This window comes from Natronoarchaeum mannanilyticum (assembly GCF_039522665.1).
Classification (GTDB): Archaea; Halobacteriota; Halobacteria; order Halobacteriales; family Natronoarchaeaceae; genus Natronoarchaeum; species Natronoarchaeum mannanilyticum.
The window spans coordinates 371,779-387,711 of record NZ_BAAADV010000001.1; the positions used below are offsets into that span (position 1 = coordinate 371,779).

Below are 15,933 nucleotides of genomic sequence, written 5' to 3' on the forward strand. Positions count from 1 at the left end.
CCGGACCGGTTTGACGGCGGCTCGGCTGCGAACCGGCGGACGCGGTGACCCCCGAAGGCTATCCGAGCAGTTCCAGCGCGAAAAGCAGGAGCGCGAGCGCAGTGTGCTCGCCGTCGACGACGAAGCCGTAGAACAGCGGGCCGCGCTCGGGCGTCGCGACCAGCGAGTAGCAGACCACGTACGCGCAGTAGGGAAGCAGTGCGAGAAATCCCGGTGGGAGAGCGCTCGCGGCGACGGCGGCAGCGACGCTCGCGGCGACCCCGACCGTCGCGCAAGCGGCGAGACGCCGCGTCGTCCGCGGCCCGTACTCTGCGGGGAGCGTCCGGACGCCGCGCGCTCGATCGCCCTCTATGTCCTTGACGTCGAAGATGGCCGCCGCGATCGTCAGCATCGCCGCGAAAAAGCCCGCGAGCGCGACCACCCCGGTCGACCGGATCGCGCCGAAGTACGCGCCGACGCCGAGCGGCAGGAGGCCCCAGGCGGCGCCGACGAGCAGGTTCTTCACGAGGAAGAGTCGCTTGACGCCGACGCCGGAGTACAGTGCGACGACGGCCGGCGGGAGCGTCATCGCCGCGAGTCCGGGCGGCCCCCACGCCAGCGCGATGCGAGCGGCGACGAGATAGAGCGCCACGCCCGCGATCAGGAGCGCTCGCCCGTGCTCGCGTGCGAACGACGCCCGTCCGGGGAGATTCTGTGCGTCCGCCTCGCGATCGAGAACGCGGTCGAGGCCGTACACGAGCGTCGTCGCGGCGAACGCGACGAACGCCGGAACCGGGTCGAGCGGAAATCCGGCGAGCAGCATCGTCGCGACGGCGACGCTCGCGGCGCCCAGCGAGATCCAGACGCCGCTGTGGACCAGCGCGAGGACGGCCGTGCGCACCGCCGTCGCGCCGAAGCGGCGACCGGCGGCTCGAACGCGCTGCATCACGTCGGACCGTGCGAGCGGTCCGACAAAATCTGCGGGCCGAACGCGTTCGGCAGATTCTCACTAATAAATCTTGCTTCTACTTTGCGATACAAACTGCAATTTTCAGCAAACCTTTTTGCGGTGCACATCGAACGCCGATCCGTGGCGGCGCCGCGCCGTCGCTGTCCGACCATGCACGACACCGCTCGCGTCCCGTGGACGCGACAGACCCGCACGTTCGCCCGCAGACACGTCCGGAAGGTGCTGCGAAGCAAGGTTCTGCTCGGCATCACGGTCGCCTGGCCCGTGCTCTGGTACTTCCTGTCGGTACTGGTGTTCGTCGACGTGCCCGAGGGCGGGAGCGCCGGCGGCCTGAAAGCCGGGCTCGCGATGACCTACGGGCTGTTCGGCGCCTTCACGATCACCGTCGCGGTGTTCGCCGGCGACTTCGCTCGGGACCTCGACGGCGACCGCTACCGGAAGTTCCGCGCGATGCCGATCGCGCCCACCGCGGATCTGGCGGGGCGACTGCTCGCCGGAGCGGCGTTCGGCGTCGCCTCCTACGTCGTGACGATCGCCGTCTCGATCGCCCACGGCGCGACGTTCGGCCGCCCGGATCCCGCCGCGCTCGGCGTGCTGGCGCTGACGCTCGCGCTCTTTTGCCTGATCGCGATGGCCGCGGCGATGCTCGTCGCGCTGGTGATCACCAAGCCCGAGCACATGACGACGATCGCGGTGATCGGCGCGCTGATCGCGTTCTACGCGACCGGGTTCAACGGCGTCACGCCGGGGATGCTCGCGGAGGGCGCCGACATGGTCAACTACGTGCCGAACTCGCTGGCGACGCGGATCCAGATCGCGTACCTCTCGGAGGACGCGTCGTTCATGACGCCGCCGGCGGCGCCCGACTCGGCGAAATACCTCGGCCTGCTCGGCGCCTACGCCGCCGGACTGCTGGCGATCTCGGTGCTGATCGTCCGCAGGTTCGCCTACGCACCGGAGTGATTCAGATGTCCGATGCCATCGTCACCGCGACCGGAGTGGAGAAGCGCTTCGACGACCAGCCCGTCCTGACGGGGATCGACCTGGACGTGCGGCCCGGGGAGATCGTCCTGCTGATGGGCCCGAACGGCGTCGGCAAGTCGGTGTTCATGTCCTGCCTCGCCGGCTCGACCGCGCCCGACGCCGGCGAGATCGAGCTGTTCGACGGGCTGACGCCAGACCGGTCCAGTGCGCAGAGCAGCGTGATGCTCCAGGGGACGATGACCGACCCCGACCTCACGGGCCGGGAGAACCTGCAGTTCTACGAGGACCTCCACCCGCGAGGCACGGACGAGTGGGAAGCGCTCGCCGAACGCCTGGAGCTCGGCGCCGACCTCGATCGGCTCGTCCGCGAGTACTCCGGCGGCATGGAGCGCAAGGTCGAGATCGCGAGCGCCCTGTCGGCGGACGTGCCGCTGTACCTGCTCGACGAGCCGACCGCCGAGCTCGATCTGGCGATGATCCAGACGCTCCACGACCTGCTGCTCGCGCGTCGCGACGAGGGCAAGGCGTTTCTCGTGACCAGCCACACGCCGCTGGACGCCCGGATCGCCGACCGGATCGCGTTCGTCCAGAACGGGCGCGTCGTCGCCGACGGCGAGCCCGAGACGCTGCTCGACGACCTGCCGCCGGTCGTGCGGGTCCGGGGCGGCGTCCCCGACGAGGATCGGCTGCTCGGCGAGCGCGCGTTCCGCCGGGGCGACGAGATTCGGGGGTTCCTCCCGGCCGAGGCGGACGTCGACGCGATCGCGGCGTCGGTCGACGGCGACGCCCGCGTCGAGCTCGACCCGCCGTCGTACACCGACCTGTTCAACTACCACACCTACGTCGGTCCCGAGGTTGCGGAAGGGAAAGGAACAGGTGGCCGGGCGCGAAAGCCGGTCACGAACTGAGATGTCCGGCGACACCGCGGACGACGAGGGGCCGGTCGACGCAGAGACGCCCGGCGACGGGAGCCCGGCGGGCGACCCGGATCTGGACGCGCTCCGCCGGGACCTCGACCAGATCAAGACCGCGATGGGGATCGAGGACCGGTACCCGGGCCAGCGCCGTCTCTGGGCCGTCCACGGCGTGCTCGTCGGCGGCGCGGCCGTCCTGACGAACGTGCTGTTCGCGTTCCCGATCCCGAACTTCCTCTACATCGCCGTCTGGTTCGTGCTGATCGCGCTCGCGGGCGTGCTCCAGTGGCGCTCGGCGGTCGCCACCGACGTCGACGACCCCGGCCCGACGCCGAGCTGGCGAGTCGTGTTCGGTACGCTCGTCGCGGGCTGGTTCGTGCTCACGGCGATCGCGTCGGCGATCTTCGGCGACGTGCCGGGGGTCGTGCAGGGGGCGTACTTCTTCAGCCTCTCGGTCGCCGTCCTCGGGATGGGCTACCTGCTCGCCGGCACCGTCCTGAGCGCGTATTCGATCCGTGCCCGTGACCGCTACCCCTACTACGTCGCCGGCGTCTGGATGCTCGTCTTCGCCTTCTTCATGCCGTACGTGGAGTTCCTGCAGTACTTCGGCTACGCGCTGTTCGGAGCGCTCTTCTTCCTCCACGGCGTCGGGACGTACTACCTGCTGACCTACCGCTGGGACTGACCCATGGAGTTCGACAAGCTCGTCCACCAGCCGACCCGATTGCAGCTGTTCGCCTATCTCTACCGGCACGAGGAGTCGACGTTTTCGGAGCTCAAGGAGGCGCTGGACGTCACCGAGGGGAACCTGTCGAGCCACCTCCAGACGATGGAGGAGGCGGGCGCGATCGCCGTCGAGAAGCAGTTCGTCGATCGGCGTCCCCAGACCACTTACGAGCTGACCGAGGAGGGACGATCGAAGTTCGAGGAGCACGTCGAGACGCTCGAAGCGCTGCTCGGCCAGATCGAAGACTGACCGGGATCGTCGCCGGGGACGCGACGCAGCGGTACCGCGTCCGGAACACTGCGCCGGACGCCGAAACGCCGGTCGCAAACGTTTTGTCGAGCCGAGCGAATGAACGGGGCGTGCAACTGCGTCACCGCGGCGCCGACGGCGTCGAGACGCTCGCGACGCGCGTCGACGTCGCCGACGGCCTGCTCTCCCGCGGGCGCGGGCTGATGTTCCGCCGGTCGATCCCCGACGACTACGCGCTCGTCTTCGAGTTCGACGAGCCGACGGCTCGCGGCGTCCACATGCTGTTCGTCCCGTTCCCGATCGACGTGGTCTGGTTGATCGACGGCGAGGTCCAGCGGGTCGAGACGCTCTCGGCCTGGACCGGGTCGGCGAAGACTCGGGCCGACGCCTTCGTCGAACTGCCCGCCGGCGCCGCCGCGGACGTCTCGGTCGGCGATACGGTCGAGTTCGTCGAGGCGTGACGCCGCGTCTCCGACCGTCCGACGCCGCGGTCAACGAGGCACCGAGGCGTCTCGACGCCGATGCGCAGTTCCCAAGATTCCCGCGTGGCGCCCGTGTCACCACCTGTCGAAGCGGGTAGTTTATATGTCTCGGATGGCCTACGGGAGAGTGGACTATCATGACCGGTGACCGATTTATTCGGGGGCTCCCCCGAAACAAATCCCCTCTACGACGACGCGACTGACGTACAGCTGCTCGACACCACGCTGCGGGACGGCGAACAGGCACCGGGAATCTCGCTGACGCCCGACGAGAAAGCCGAGATAGCGGAGGCGCTCGACCGCGCCGAGGTCGACGTGATCGAGGCCGGCAGCGCCTGCACCGGCGAGGGCGAGCGCCAGACGATCCGTCGGGTCACGGATCTGGGACTCGACGCGACGATCACCAGCTTCGCCCGCGGGGTCAAAAACGACATCGACCTCGCGCTCGACTGCGACGTCGACGGCGTCACGATCGTCGTGCCCGGCAGCGACCGCCACATCGAGACGAAGGTGAACACGACCCGCGACGAGGTCGTCGCGAACACCGAGGAGCTCGTCGCGTACGCCCGCGACCACGGGCTCTGGGTCGAAGTGATCGGCGAGGACGGCTCGCGGGCCGACCTGGAGTTCCTCGAACGGCTCGCCGAGGCCGCCATGGACGCCGGCGCGACGCGGGTCTGCTACGCCGACACGGTCGGCCACGCCGGGCCCGAACGGGCCTACGAGGTCGTCTCCGCGCTCTCGGAGTACGGCCCCGTGAGCACCCACACCCACGACGACCTCGGGCTGGGCGTCACGAACGCCCTCGCGAGCGTCGCCGCGGGCGCGGACCTGATCCACGGGACGGTCAACGGGCTCGGCGAGCGCGCCGGCAACGTCGCGCTCGAGGAGGTCGCCATCGCGCTGGATCACAGCTACGACCTCGAGACGGTCGACACGACCCAGCTGTACGAGCTGGGCCAGACGGTCGCCCGCTCGACGGGCGTCCAGCTCCCGCCGAACAAGGCGGTGACGGGCGAGAACGCGTTCACCCACGAGAGCGGCATCCACACGGACGGCACCCTGAAAGACGACCAGATGTACGAGCCGTACCCGCCCGAGAAGGTGGGCCGCGAGCGCCGGATCGTGCTGGGCAAGCACACCGGCCGCGCGGGCGCCAAGGCCGCGCTCGAAGAACACGGGTTCGAGGTCTCCGACGAGGAGCTCACCGAAGTCGTCGAGCGCGTCAAGGCGATCGGCGACCGTGGCAAGCGCGTCACCGACGCCGACCTGCTGGCGATCGCCGAGGAGGTCAAGGGCACCGACCGCGAACGGCGCGTCGAACTGCTCAACCTGACCGCGGCCAGCGGCGGCGGCATCCCGACCGCGAGCGTCCGCCTGCGCGTCGACGACGACGAGCGGACCGCCTCGGGCACCGGCAGCGGGCCGGTCGACGCCGCCGTCTCCGCGGTGCGCGAGGCGCTCGGCGAGGCCGCCAACGTCACGCTGGAATCCTACGAGGTCGACGCGATCACGGGCGGCACCGACGCCGTCGTCACCGTCGAGGTCGAGATGAGCCGCGGCGACACGTCGGTCACCGTCGCCAACAGCGACACCGACATCACCACCGCCTCGGTCAAGGCGATGGTCGACGCCATCGATCGGCTGCTGTCGGTCCCCGGCGAGGAGCCGGTGCCGCTCGCCGACGACTGAGCGGCAGCGTCCTTTCTTTCCGAATCCCGCGTCCGTCGACTAGCTCGTGTCCTGCTCGCCGAACGTCAGCGCCCAGTTGTCGGCGTCGGTCACCGAACGGCCGAACAGCGTCCAGTCGTCGGCGTCGACGGTCGCCGGGCGTGCGACGTGGTTCATCGTCGTGCTCGCCAGTGATAGCGTCGGCGCCGTATCGGGGTGGAACCCGACCTGCGAGAGCACGTCCCGCGGGAGGCAGGCCGGCGCGGCGATCGTGTCAGCGCCGTCGTGGTCCGACAGCGCGGCCGAGAGCAGCGCCGCGAGTTCCCTCCTTCCGGCGGTCGGCGGGACGACGTCTGTGAGCTTGGCGATCGTCCGCCCGCCGTCGATCTGCGTGCCGACGACCGCCGCGCCGATCGGTCGTTCGCACGCGTCGCGGGCGACGTACGTACGGTAGGTCCACTCGGGGTTCCGGAACCGCCAGCGGAGGTAGCGCACGCTCCGGTTGGCGTGGAATCCGTCGGGGATCCGGGACCGGTACTGCGAGGCGACGAGTTCCGCCGGAATCTCCTCGTAGCGCTCTACCGCGACGTCGTCGGGGGCCGTCGCCAGCGCGTCGCGGACGCGGTTGTAGCCGTCGGCGATCAGGTCGGCGGCCGCGTCCGGTATCGAACCGGCGTCGAGCCACGCGCCGGGCGACTGGATCCGGTAGTAGGTCGTCACTTCGCCGACGTCGCGCCACCCGAGTTTCCTGTATCCGGGCCCGGACTTCTCGTTCGGGAAGTTGAAAAACAGCGCCGCCTCGTGGTCGTGGTAGCGTTCGATCGTCCGCTCGGTCATCCGGGTGAACAGCCCCTGCCGGCGGTGGTCCGGGTGGACCATGGTGTCTCCGGGCTGGAGTGCCAGAAACTTGCGGCTCCCGGCCGCCATCGGCAACGCCAGCAGCGGGCGCGCGCCGACGAGTGTGCCGTCGCCGTCGACTGCGACCGTGATCGGAACGTGGTCGACGAACGGGTTATCGCGGTACTTCCAGTCGAACCACTCGTCGGGCGGCGTCGCTTCGAAGACGGCTTCGTACAGCGTCGCGAACCGGTCCGCGTCCCCCTGCCGGAACTGCCTGATTTCGTACGTCTCCCGAACTTTACTCATCCGTGTGGTACAGTGGGAGCGACCGGGCACGAATACTTTCGTGTCGTGCGGTTCAGGGAGCGCTGCCCCTAACTGGTGTCCTGCTCGCCGAACGTCAGCGCCCAGTTGTCGGCGTCGGTCACCGAACGGCCGAACAGCGTCCAGTCGTCGGCGTCGACGGTCGCCGGGCGTGCGACGTGGATCGTGGCCGAACCGGCCAGCGACAGCGGGAGCTCGGTGTCGGGATGGAAGCCGAAGCGGGCGAGCAGCTCCCCGGGGAGGCACGGCGGCGCCGCCACTGCGTCGGCGTCGCGATTGTCGGACAGCACGGCCGCGAGCAGCGCCGCCAGCGACCCCTCGTCCGGCGGCGTCGGGACGACGTCGGTGAGCCGGACTGCGGTGGTCCCGCCCGCCGATTTCCGCCCGACGACCGCGGCGGCCAGCGGCCGGTCGGCGTCGTCGCGGGCGACGTAGGTCCGATAGCTCCACCGCGGGTTTCGGTAGCGCCAGCGCACGTACGCCTCGTTTCGGACGGAGTGAAATCCGGTCGGAACCGCGGACCGGTACAGCGAGGCGAGCAACTCGGCGGGCGGTTCGGGACGCCGCGCAATTGTCACGCCCTCGACCGACGGCGCAAGCGCGTCTCGCGCGCGGAGGTAGCCGGTCGCGACGACGTCGACCGCCGTCGCCGCGACCGTCTCGACGCCGCCGTCGGGGTCGACCCACGCCCGCGGCGACTGGACGCGGTAGTACGTCGTCAGGGCGCCGACGTCGCGCCAGCCGAGCTTGCGATTCCCGGCCGCGGACTGCTCGTTGGGGAAGTTGAAGAACAGCGCCGCCTCGTGGTCGTCGTAGCGATCGATCGCGCGCTCGGTCATCCGGGTGAACAGCCCCTGCCGGCGATGATCGGGGTGGACCATCGCGTCGCAGGGTTGAAGCGCCAGGAACTCGGTTCGGCCGACCGCCATCGGCAGGGCGAACATCGGCCGAGCGCCGACGACGCCGTCGTCGGGGTCGACCGCGAGGGTGATCGGGACGTGATCGACGAAGGGGTTCTCGCGAAACTTCCAGTCGAACCACCGCTCGGTCCTTTCGTCGCCGAAGACGGTCTCGTACAGCGACGCGACCGCCGCCCCGTCGCCCGGCTCGAACTGTCTGACGTCGTACCCCTCGCGAGCGAGACTCATCCGTGTGACGTGATGTCAGTCGAGGGCGGGGAATAGGTTCTTGCGCGATAGCTACGATAGCGAACGAACAGCTGAGTCTGTACCACAGTCTGCTGCCGGGCTATTGCGCGACGCCGCAACGAATCCGCCGTGATCCGACGGCCAAGCCGTCGCTACGCCGAGCGATGCGACGCTAACCCGCTATCGTCGTGGGATCGAGTGGTGACAACTCCCTTTCGACGGATCGTGGACACTGTCGAGTGGATGACCGGACTCGTCACGATGAGCGTCGAGCTGGAACTGGGCTGGGGCGTGCACGATCTCGACGGACACGACGGGCACCTGAGCGAGAACGGCCGCGAGGAACGGCGCTTTCTCCGACGAGTGCTCGACGTCTGCGACGAGACCGGCGTGCCGATGACGTTCGACGTCGTCGACCACCTGCTGTTGACCGCCTGCGACGGCGAGCACGACGGGCCGTACCCTGAGGGGTGGTTCGACGCCGACCCTGGGACCGACGTCGCCGTCGATCCGCTGTTCTACGCGCCGGACGCGGTCGACGCGATCCGCTCGCGGTCGACCGACCACGAGCTTTGTACACACTCCTTTTCGCACACGCCCCACGAGACCGTCGACGCGACGGCGGTGAGCGCCGACCTCGAACGAGGCCTGGAACGCGAAGCGGAGCTGCTTGGCGAGCGGTCGCGCTCCTACGTCCCGCCGCGCCACCGCGCGCCGCCGACCGACGTGCTGCGCGAGCGCGGCCTCGACGTCGTCCGGACATCGATCGAGGACCAGGCGGACAACCCCGCGAGACGGATCAAACAGCTGTTGTTCGGCCCGCCGCCAACGGGCGACCCCGAGTGGATCGACGGCGTCCTCTGGACGTACTGCGCGACCCATCCGAACCTCGCGGCGCCGTCGCTTCCCTCCGGGCAACGGCCCGCCGGCCGGCCGTTCCGCTGGCTCCCGACCCGACTGGCCCAGCGGCTCCACCTCCAGTACCTCGAACGCGCGACGGTGCGAGCGATCGAGAACGACGAGCACCTCCACCTGTGGTGTCACCTCTACGACCTGGCCAACGAGAAACAGCTGGCGCCGCTGGCGGCGTACCTGCGGACGCTGGAGCGGCTCCGAGAGCAAGGGCGCGTCGAGGTCTGTACGATGGACGAGCTTCCGGATCGGTATCCGGCGATGGTCGAGTCGCCGGCGTCCGTCGAGTGACGGCGTCGCTCGACGCCGCTGTGGCATCGCCGCTCGACGCCGCTGTGGCATCGGCGAGGAGGAGATTTGAACCACGCCCGGACGGTCGCTCCCTTCGGTCGCGCTGCGTCCGGTCTACTTCAAATCTCCACGTAAACGCACACTCCGACGCGCTGTGCGAGAACCATAGAAGGTTCTCGCGAATTTGCGTCGGAGAGAAGCGCCGAGGAGGAGATTTGAACTCCTGTGTCCTGAACGGACAGTTGCTCTCGAAGCAACCGCCTTGGCCGGGCTAGGCTACCTCGGCTCACTACTCGCTACCCGGTCCGTGATTTTGTACGTTTCGGTTCGGGCGTCGGATGGCATCGGTACACATATGTGACAGGCGGGCACCCACTCGGGCATGAACGTACGCGAGGCGAGCGAGCAGTCCGACGCGATCCTCGACTCGATCGCCGAGGCGGTCATCGCCGACCGCGAGTTCCTCGAAACAGTACTGCTGGGCGTCGTCGGCCGGGGCCACGTTCTGCTGGAAGACGTGCCCGGTACCGGGAAGACCCTGACCGCGAACAGCTTCGCGACCGCGCTCGGGCTATCCTTCTCCCGGATCCAGTTCACGCCGGACCTGCTGCCCGCCGACGTGACGGGGACCCACGTGTTCAACGAGCAGGACGGCAGCTTCGAGTTCAACGAGGGCCCGATCTTCGCGAACGTCGTGCTCGCCGACGAGATCAACCGCGCGCCGCCCAAGACCCAGGCCGCGCTGCTGGAAGCCATGGAGGAGGGGCAGGTCACCGTCGACGGCGAGACACATCAGCTCCCCTCGCCGTTTTTCGTGATCGCGACCCAGAACCCCGTCGATCAGGAGGGCACGTTCCCGCTGCCGGAGGCCCAGATCGACCGGTTCCTCGTCAAGAGCTCGATCGGCTATCCCGAGGTCGAGGGCGAGGAGGAACTGCTCCAGCGGCGGCTCGGCCGCGTCGACCGGAGCCCGAGCGTCACGAGCGTGCTCGAAGACGGTGCGGTCGAGGCGCTGCGCGAAGTCCCCGAGTCGGTCGACGTCGACGACGATCTGGTGTCGTACGTCGCCGAACTCGCTCGCCGAACGCGAACCAAGCGCCGGGTCGACGTCGGCGTCTCGCCGCGCGGGACCCAGCGCCTGCTCGAAGCCGCCCGCGCGCGAGCCGCGATGGTCGGCCGGGACTACGTGACGCCCGACGACGTCAAGCGCGTCGCCCAACCCGTGATGGCCCACCGGCTGGTGCTGACGCCCGACGCGAAGGTCGACGGGGTCTCGAAGGCCGTCCTCGTCGACGAGGTGCTCGACGCCGTGCCGGTGCCGACCGTCGAGTAGCGACCCCGCGGGAAGGGCGCTACGCGGACGCCTATCCGAGCGGTGCCTCGTAGACGTTGGCGTCGTGCGTTTCGCCGTCGATCTCGACCTGCCGCTCGTCGACCCGGTCGAAGTGGGCCGCGTAGAACGCGTTGCCGACCTCGTTTTCCGCGAGCACGTAGTCGCTCACGCGCTCGACGCCGCTGTCCGCGAGGCGCTCGCGGGTCGCTTCGAGTAGCTGTGCACCGACGCCCTGTCCCCACCGATCGGGATCGACGTAGACGTTCAGGTCCGCGGCGGGCTCCTCGTCGGCCTCGACCGCGCCGGCGTAGCCGATCACGTCCTCGTCGACGGCGACGAGCAACGCGGCGTTGTCGGCGTCGACCAGTTCCTCGAGCACCTCGTCGGCGTACCCCCGCTCCAGCAACTCGTCGATCGTCGCCGGATCGAACGTGTCGGCGTAGGCCGCCTCCCAGGCGCGGCGCGCCACTCCGCGAAGTGCGGCGAGGTCGTCGGCCGTCGCCGGACGGACCGCGATATCGTCCCCCATACGACGAGATACGCGGCGAGACGCCATAAGCGCCCGCCGCCGACCGGGTCGCCGGTGAGTATTTACTCCAGTATGCCAATAGTTACCAATGGATGACCGGAATAACCTACGAGGACTTCCTGGACCTGTCCTACGAGCCCGACGTCGAAGATCTGGTCTGCGAGTTCTACGTCGAGCCCGCCGCGGACATGGATCTGGCGGCCGCCGGGAGCCGGGTCGCCTCGGAGAGCTCGAACGGCACGTGGGCCGAACTCCAGGTCGAAGGGTCGATCACTGACCTGAGCGCGACGACGTTCGAGCTCGGCGACGACGGACGGATCCGAGTCGCCTACCCCGCCGAGCTGTTCGAGTTCGGCAACATGCCCCAGATCCTCTCCTGCATCGCGGGCAACATCATGGGGATGAAAGCCGTCGAGCGGATCCGGCTGCTCGACTGCGAGTGGCCCGAAGCGCTGGCGACGAGCTTTCCGGGGCCGCAGTTCGGCACGTCGGTTCGCGAGGAGATCTTCGACGCCGGCGACCGGCCGATCACCGCGACCGTGCCGAAGCCGAAGGTCGGGCTCTCGACCGACCAGCACGTTCAGGTGGGCTACGACGCCTGGACCGGCGGCGTCGACCTGCTGAAAGACGACGAGAACCTGACCGACCAGTCGTTCAACCGGTTCGAGGACCGGCTGGTCGGGAGTCTGGAGGCGCGCGATCGAGCGGAGGAAGAAACGGGCGAGAAAAAGAGCTACCTGATCAACGTCACCGCCGAAACCGAGGATATGCTCCGCAGGACCGACCGCGTCGCCGAGCAGGGCGGCGAGTACGTGATGGTCGACGTCGTCACGGTCGGCTGGGCCGGCGTCCAGACGCTCCGCGAGCGCGCCGAAGAACACGGGCTGGCGATCCACGCCCACCGTGCGATGCACGCCGCGTTCGACCGGATCGACACCCACGGCGTCTCGATGCGCGTGCTCGCCCAGATCGCCCGCCTCTGCGGCGTCGACCAGATCCACACCGGGACGGCCGACCTCGGCAAGCTGGAGAACGAGGACACCGTCGGGATCAACGAGTGGCTCTACGGCGACTGCCACGGGCTGACCGACGTGCTGCCGACCGCGTCGGGCGGGCTACATCCGGGGCTGCTCCCGGAACTAGTCGATCGGCTCGGCACGAACATCTGCGTCCAGATCGGCGGCGGCGTCCACGGCCACCCCGACGGCACCCACGCCGGCGCGAAGGCACTCCGGCAGGCGATCGACGCCGCGGTCGAGGGCGTCGATCCGGAGACGTACGCCGACGATCACCCCGAACTCCGCGCCGCGCTCGATCAGTGGGGCACCGAGACGCCGCGGTGAGTGTCGGCATCGTCAGCTGTCCTGAATGCTTTCGGAACCGGATGCTTCGTCCGACTCGGACGCCGCGGCGTCTCCGGCATCCGGCGTCTCGCCGCCGTCCGCAAGCGCGGTCTCGCGCTGGCGTCGGAACCAGCGGTACTCGCGGGCGACGGTCGGCTCGTCCTCGAGGTTCCACGGGTCGTCGTCGACGCGGGGGCCTTCGAGCCACGAGGTCACGAGGTTCCAGAGGAACACGAGCTGGCCCGCCGTCAGGATCAGGACGCCGACGGTCGCCACGGCGTGCAGGTCGGCGAAGTAGTCCGCGGGCCCGACCGGCAGGTCGTACGTCGCGTACCGGCGGGGCATCCCGCCGTAGCCCAGGATGATCATCGGGAAGAACGTGACGTTGGTGCCGACCATCGTGAGCCAGAAGTGCCACTTGGCGAGCCGCTGCTGGTACATCCGCCCCGTGACGAGCGGGAACCAGTAGTAGATCGCCGCGAAGACCGCGAACGCGATCGCGCCCATGATGACGTAGTGGAAGTGCCCGATCACGTGGTACGTTTCGTGGAGCACCTGATTGACGGGAATCGCGGCCTCGAACACGCCGGTGACGCCGCCGATGATGAAGTTGAACACGAACCCGACGCAGAACAAAAGCGGTACGGTCGTCCGTATCCTACCGTTAACCAGCGTCGTCGTCCAGTTGAACACCTTCACCGCGCTGGGCAGCGCGATCGCCAGCGAGACGGCCATGAACGCCGATTCGAGGCGCGGGTCCATCCCCGAGGCGAACATGTGGTGGGCCCAGACGCCAAACGAAAGGACGCCGATCGCCAGCGTCGAGTAGACGACGTACTTGAACCCGAAGAGCCTTCTACCCGTGAACTTCGGCAGCACGTAGCTGACGATCCCCATCGGCGGCAGGACGAGCACGTACACCTCGGGGTGGCCGAAGAACCAGAACAGGTGTTGCCAGAGGATCGGCCCGCCGCCCTCGACCTGGAAGAACACCGTCCCGAGGTTCCGGTCGGCGAGCAACATGAGGATCGCGCTGCCCAGCAGCGGGAACGCGAAGAGGATGATCCCAGACTGGACGAGCACGGTCCACGAGAACATATCGAGGTTGTGCCACCCCACGTCCTCGCCGCGCTCGGTGAAGATGGTCGCGACGAAGTTGATCGCGCCCATCGTCGCCGAGATCCCCGAGAGGTGCAGTCCCAGCATCATCAGGTCGGCGCCGGGGTTCGGCGTCCCGCCGGGCGTCCCCTGGATCGAGCTCTCGATCGACATCGGCGGGTACATCGTCCAGGACGTCTGGGCGCCGGCGATCCCCTCGACGAACGGGCCGAGCAGCACGCCGCCCCAGATCAACAGCGCCGCGGGCGGGAGCAGCCAGAACGCGATGGCGTTGATCCGCGGGAACGCCATGTCGTCGGCGTCGATCAGCAGGGGGACGAGGTAGTTCGCGAACGCCGCCAGGATCGGCGTCCCGAACAAGAATAGCATCGTGATGCCGTGGGTCGTCATCAGGACGTTGTACGTCGAGGCGCCGATCAGCGTCGAGGTCTGGGTGACCAGCTCCAGGCGCATGATCACGACGGCGATGCCGCCCCACGCGAACGCCAGCACGGCGAACGTGCCGTACAGCAGCCCGATGTCCTTGTGATCGACCGTCGTGAGCCAGCGCGCCAGCCCGCCCGGTTTCGCCGTCTCGCCGGCCGTCTCGCCGCCCGCGTCGCCGTAGCTACCGGCCCCGGAGCCGGTCGTCGTCGGTCCGTACGTCCGCCAGCCCCCGATCCGCTGAAGCCAGAGCGCCACGACGATCAGGAACGCCGCCATCGTCGCGCTCAGCGCCAGCTGCGTCGTCGAAGCCATTGCGGGGGCGTTGGACTGTCCGCCGAAAGGATGTTCGCGGGAATATGTTCGGCCAGCGGTCATAAAAGCCGGCGAGGCGGCGCCGATCGCCGCCGCGGAGACCGCGCCAGGAGGCCGGGACGCTGCGCCAGGACGTTGCGGACGCCGTGCCGGGACGTCGCGGACGCCGCGTCGAGATCTCCGGCCGCGGCGTCAGGAGAGCTTCCGGTAGTCGCGGGCTTCTTCGGCGCGCTCGACGACCGAGTCGAGCGTCGCCTTCGCGCTCGTCGCCTCGACGGCGGCGTTGACCGCGCCCTCCAGGATCGGCGCGTCGGCGATCTCGGCGTCGGCGTCCGACATCTCGACGGCGAGGTCGGCGTTCATCACGGCGCTGCCGAGATCGACCAGCACGACGACGCCGTCCCCGTCGTCCGCCGCCTCGATGGCGTCCTCGATCGCGGGCGCGCTCGTGCCGATCTCGCCGTCGTCGCCGCCGGCTGGTTCGATCGGCGCGTCGCCGCCCATCTCCGCGGCGACCTCGCAGATCCCTTCGGCCGCGGTCGCGCTGTGGGAGACGATCACGAGACCGATCATCACTCGCCTCCCTCGTCGTCGTCCGCGGCTCCGTCCTCCGCGACGTCGGAGGGATCCTCGTCGGGTTGCTCGACCGCCGTCGCGTCGCGTTCGACGTCGCCCTCCAGGTACTCCTCGGCGGTCGCGAGTAGTTCCTCCATGATGTACAGCGTCGACGTCGCGCCGGGATCCTGGTGGCCGACCGACCGCCAGCCCAGGTAGGAGGCCCGGCCCTTCTCGGCGCGGATCGGCACCGTGAACTCGACGCCGCGCTCGGCCGCGTCGACGGCCTTCCCCAGGGCTTCCAGGGGCGGCAGGTCGTCCTGCTCGATCGACTTCTTGTAGGTGTGGACCGCGGGCGTGAGCGCGTCGACCATCGTCTTGGCGCCGATCCGGGCGTCGCCCCGATCTTTCACCTTGTCGAGGTACGCCTCGGCGAAGTCGACGCTCGTCTCGGCGGTGATCCCATCCTCGGCGAACGTCTGGCTGGCGCTCATGATCGAGCCGCCGTACAGCGGGCCCGACGCGCCGCCGACCTCCGAGATCAGCGTCGTCCCGACCTGCTTGACCAGATCGGACGGCTCGGCGTCGTCGGCGTCGGCCACGGCGTCGGCCGCGGCGCGGAACCCGCGGCTCATGTTGGCCCCGTGGTCGGCATCGCCGATCGCCGAGTCGAGGTCGGTCAGGTACTCTTTCTCGTCCTCTAACCGGTCGGCGACGTTCTCGGCGGCCGCCCGGACCGCCTCGCGTTGCGTGTCAGCGTCTGCCATGATCGGATACCCGTCCGCGTGCCGGTAAAGCGTTTGTGCTCCGGTAAGTCGCCGGCCG

16 protein-coding genes and 1 tRNA gene are annotated in these 15,933 nt (G+C 69.1%); 9 read left to right on the forward strand and 8 right to left on the reverse strand.

Annotated features, from left to right (window positions below):
* Nucleotides 1-58: 58 nt before the first annotated feature.
* Nucleotides 59-925 (reverse strand): UbiA family prenyltransferase, encoded by an 867-nt coding sequence (locus tag ABDZ81_RS01980; RefSeq protein ID WP_343772153.1) that lies wholly within the window; start codon nucleotides 923-925, stop codon nucleotides 59-61.
* A gap of 144 nt (nucleotides 926-1,069) precedes the next feature.
* Here ABDZ81_RS01980 and ABDZ81_RS01985 point away from each other — a divergent pair, with 144 nt between their 5' ends.
* From ABDZ81_RS01985 to ABDZ81_RS02010, 6 genes are all read left to right on the forward strand, one after another.
* Entirely contained in the window at nucleotides 1,070-1,912 is an 843-nt protein-coding gene (locus tag ABDZ81_RS01985; RefSeq protein ID WP_343772154.1) for an ABC transporter permease, read from the forward strand.
* A gap of 5 nt (nucleotides 1,913-1,917) precedes the next feature.
* Nucleotides 1,918-2,841 carry an ABC transporter ATP-binding protein gene (locus ABDZ81_RS01990; protein ID WP_343772155.1) on the forward strand — a complete coding sequence of 308 codons (924 nt, stop codon included), beginning with the start codon at nucleotides 1,918-1,920 and terminating at the stop codon, nucleotides 2,839-2,841.
* A 1-nt stretch (nucleotide 2,842) separates the two neighbouring features.
* Nucleotides 2,843-3,532 (forward strand): hypothetical protein, encoded by a 690-nt coding sequence (locus ABDZ81_RS01995; RefSeq protein ID WP_343772156.1) that lies wholly within the window; start codon nucleotides 2,843-2,845, stop codon nucleotides 3,530-3,532.
* Between the two features lie 3 nt (nucleotides 3,533-3,535).
* Nucleotides 3,536-3,823, forward strand: coding sequence for a winged helix-turn-helix domain-containing protein (locus tag ABDZ81_RS02000; RefSeq protein ID WP_343772157.1), 288 nt, complete (start codon nucleotides 3,536-3,538; stop codon nucleotides 3,821-3,823).
* A 110-nt stretch (nucleotides 3,824-3,933) separates the two neighbouring features.
* On the forward strand, nucleotides 3,934-4,284 hold the full coding sequence (locus ABDZ81_RS02005) for a DUF192 domain-containing protein (RefSeq protein ID WP_343772158.1): 351 nt from the start codon (nucleotides 3,934-3,936) through the stop codon (nucleotides 4,282-4,284).
* Nucleotides 4,285-4,449: 165 nt separating this feature from the next.
* Nucleotides 4,450-5,997, forward strand: a complete 1,548-nt coding sequence (locus ABDZ81_RS02010; protein ID WP_343772159.1) for a (R)-citramalate synthase — start codon at nucleotides 4,450-4,452, stop codon at nucleotides 5,995-5,997.
* 39 nt (nucleotides 5,998-6,036) lie between these two features.
* Here the strand turns inward: ABDZ81_RS02010 and ABDZ81_RS02015 are convergent, their stop codons facing one another.
* Together ABDZ81_RS02015 and ABDZ81_RS02020 are read right to left on the reverse strand one after the other, a co-directional pair.
* On the reverse strand, nucleotides 6,037-7,122 hold the full coding sequence (locus tag ABDZ81_RS02015; protein ID WP_343772160.1) for a GNAT family N-acetyltransferase: 1,086 nt from the start codon (nucleotides 7,120-7,122) through the stop codon (nucleotides 6,037-6,039).
* Nucleotides 7,123-7,190: 68 nt separating this feature from the next.
* Complete coding sequence (locus ABDZ81_RS02020; RefSeq protein ID WP_343772161.1) at nucleotides 7,191-8,288, reverse strand: GNAT family N-acetyltransferase; 1,098 nt, start codon at nucleotides 8,286-8,288, stop codon at nucleotides 7,191-7,193.
* Between the two features lie 225 nt (nucleotides 8,289-8,513).
* Between ABDZ81_RS02020 and ABDZ81_RS02025 the strand changes: the two genes are divergently transcribed.
* The gene (locus tag ABDZ81_RS02025) at nucleotides 8,514-9,491 is read left to right on the forward strand and encodes a polysaccharide deacetylase family protein (protein WP_343772162.1); all 978 of its coding nucleotides are present in this window, start codon (nucleotides 8,514-8,516) and stop codon (nucleotides 9,489-9,491) included.
* A 200-nt stretch (nucleotides 9,492-9,691) separates the two neighbouring features.
* Here the strand turns inward: ABDZ81_RS02025 and ABDZ81_RS02030 are convergent.
* Nucleotides 9,692-9,777: transfer RNA gene (locus ABDZ81_RS02030), tRNA-Ser, on the reverse strand.
* Nucleotides 9,778-9,873: 96 nt separating this feature from the next.
* On the opposite strand from ABDZ81_RS02030, the gene ABDZ81_RS02035 reads away from it, so the two are divergent.
* The gene (locus ABDZ81_RS02035) at nucleotides 9,874-10,824 is read left to right on the forward strand and encodes an AAA family ATPase (protein ID WP_343772163.1); all 951 of its coding nucleotides are present in this window, start codon (nucleotides 9,874-9,876) and stop codon (nucleotides 10,822-10,824) included.
* Nucleotides 10,825-10,855: 31 nt separating this feature from the next.
* Here the strand turns inward: ABDZ81_RS02035 and ABDZ81_RS02040 are convergent, their stop codons facing one another.
* Nucleotides 10,856-11,353, reverse strand: coding sequence for a GNAT family N-acetyltransferase (locus ABDZ81_RS02040; protein WP_343772164.1), 498 nt, complete (start codon nucleotides 11,351-11,353; stop codon nucleotides 10,856-10,858).
* 92 nt (nucleotides 11,354-11,445) lie between these two features.
* Here ABDZ81_RS02040 and rbcL point away from each other — a divergent pair, with 92 nt between their 5' ends.
* Nucleotides 11,446-12,696 carry a type III ribulose-bisphosphate carboxylase gene (gene rbcL, locus ABDZ81_RS02045; protein ID WP_343772166.1) on the forward strand — a complete coding sequence of 417 codons (1,251 nt, stop codon included), beginning with the start codon at nucleotides 11,446-11,448 and terminating at the stop codon, nucleotides 12,694-12,696.
* 12 nt (nucleotides 12,697-12,708) lie between these two features.
* Here the strand turns inward: rbcL and ABDZ81_RS02050 are convergent, their stop codons facing one another.
* From ABDZ81_RS02050 to dhaL, 3 genes are all read right to left on the reverse strand, one after another.
* Nucleotides 12,709-14,553: a cbb3-type cytochrome c oxidase subunit I gene (locus tag ABDZ81_RS02050; RefSeq protein ID WP_377074071.1), complete on the reverse strand. Its 1,845-nt coding sequence runs from the start codon at nucleotides 14,551-14,553 to the stop codon at nucleotides 12,709-12,711.
* 192 nt (nucleotides 14,554-14,745) lie between these two features.
* Complete coding sequence (gene dhaM / locus ABDZ81_RS02055; RefSeq protein ID WP_343772167.1) at nucleotides 14,746-15,126, reverse strand: dihydroxyacetone kinase phosphoryl donor subunit DhaM; 381 nt, start codon at nucleotides 15,124-15,126, stop codon at nucleotides 14,746-14,748.
* Nucleotides 15,126-15,875 (reverse strand): dihydroxyacetone kinase subunit DhaL, encoded by a 750-nt coding sequence (gene dhaL, locus ABDZ81_RS02060; protein WP_343772169.1) that lies wholly within the window; start codon nucleotides 15,873-15,875, stop codon nucleotides 15,126-15,128. The genes dhaM and dhaL overlap by 1 nt, the downstream gene beginning before the upstream one ends.
* Between the last annotated feature and the right edge of the window lie 58 nt (nucleotides 15,876-15,933).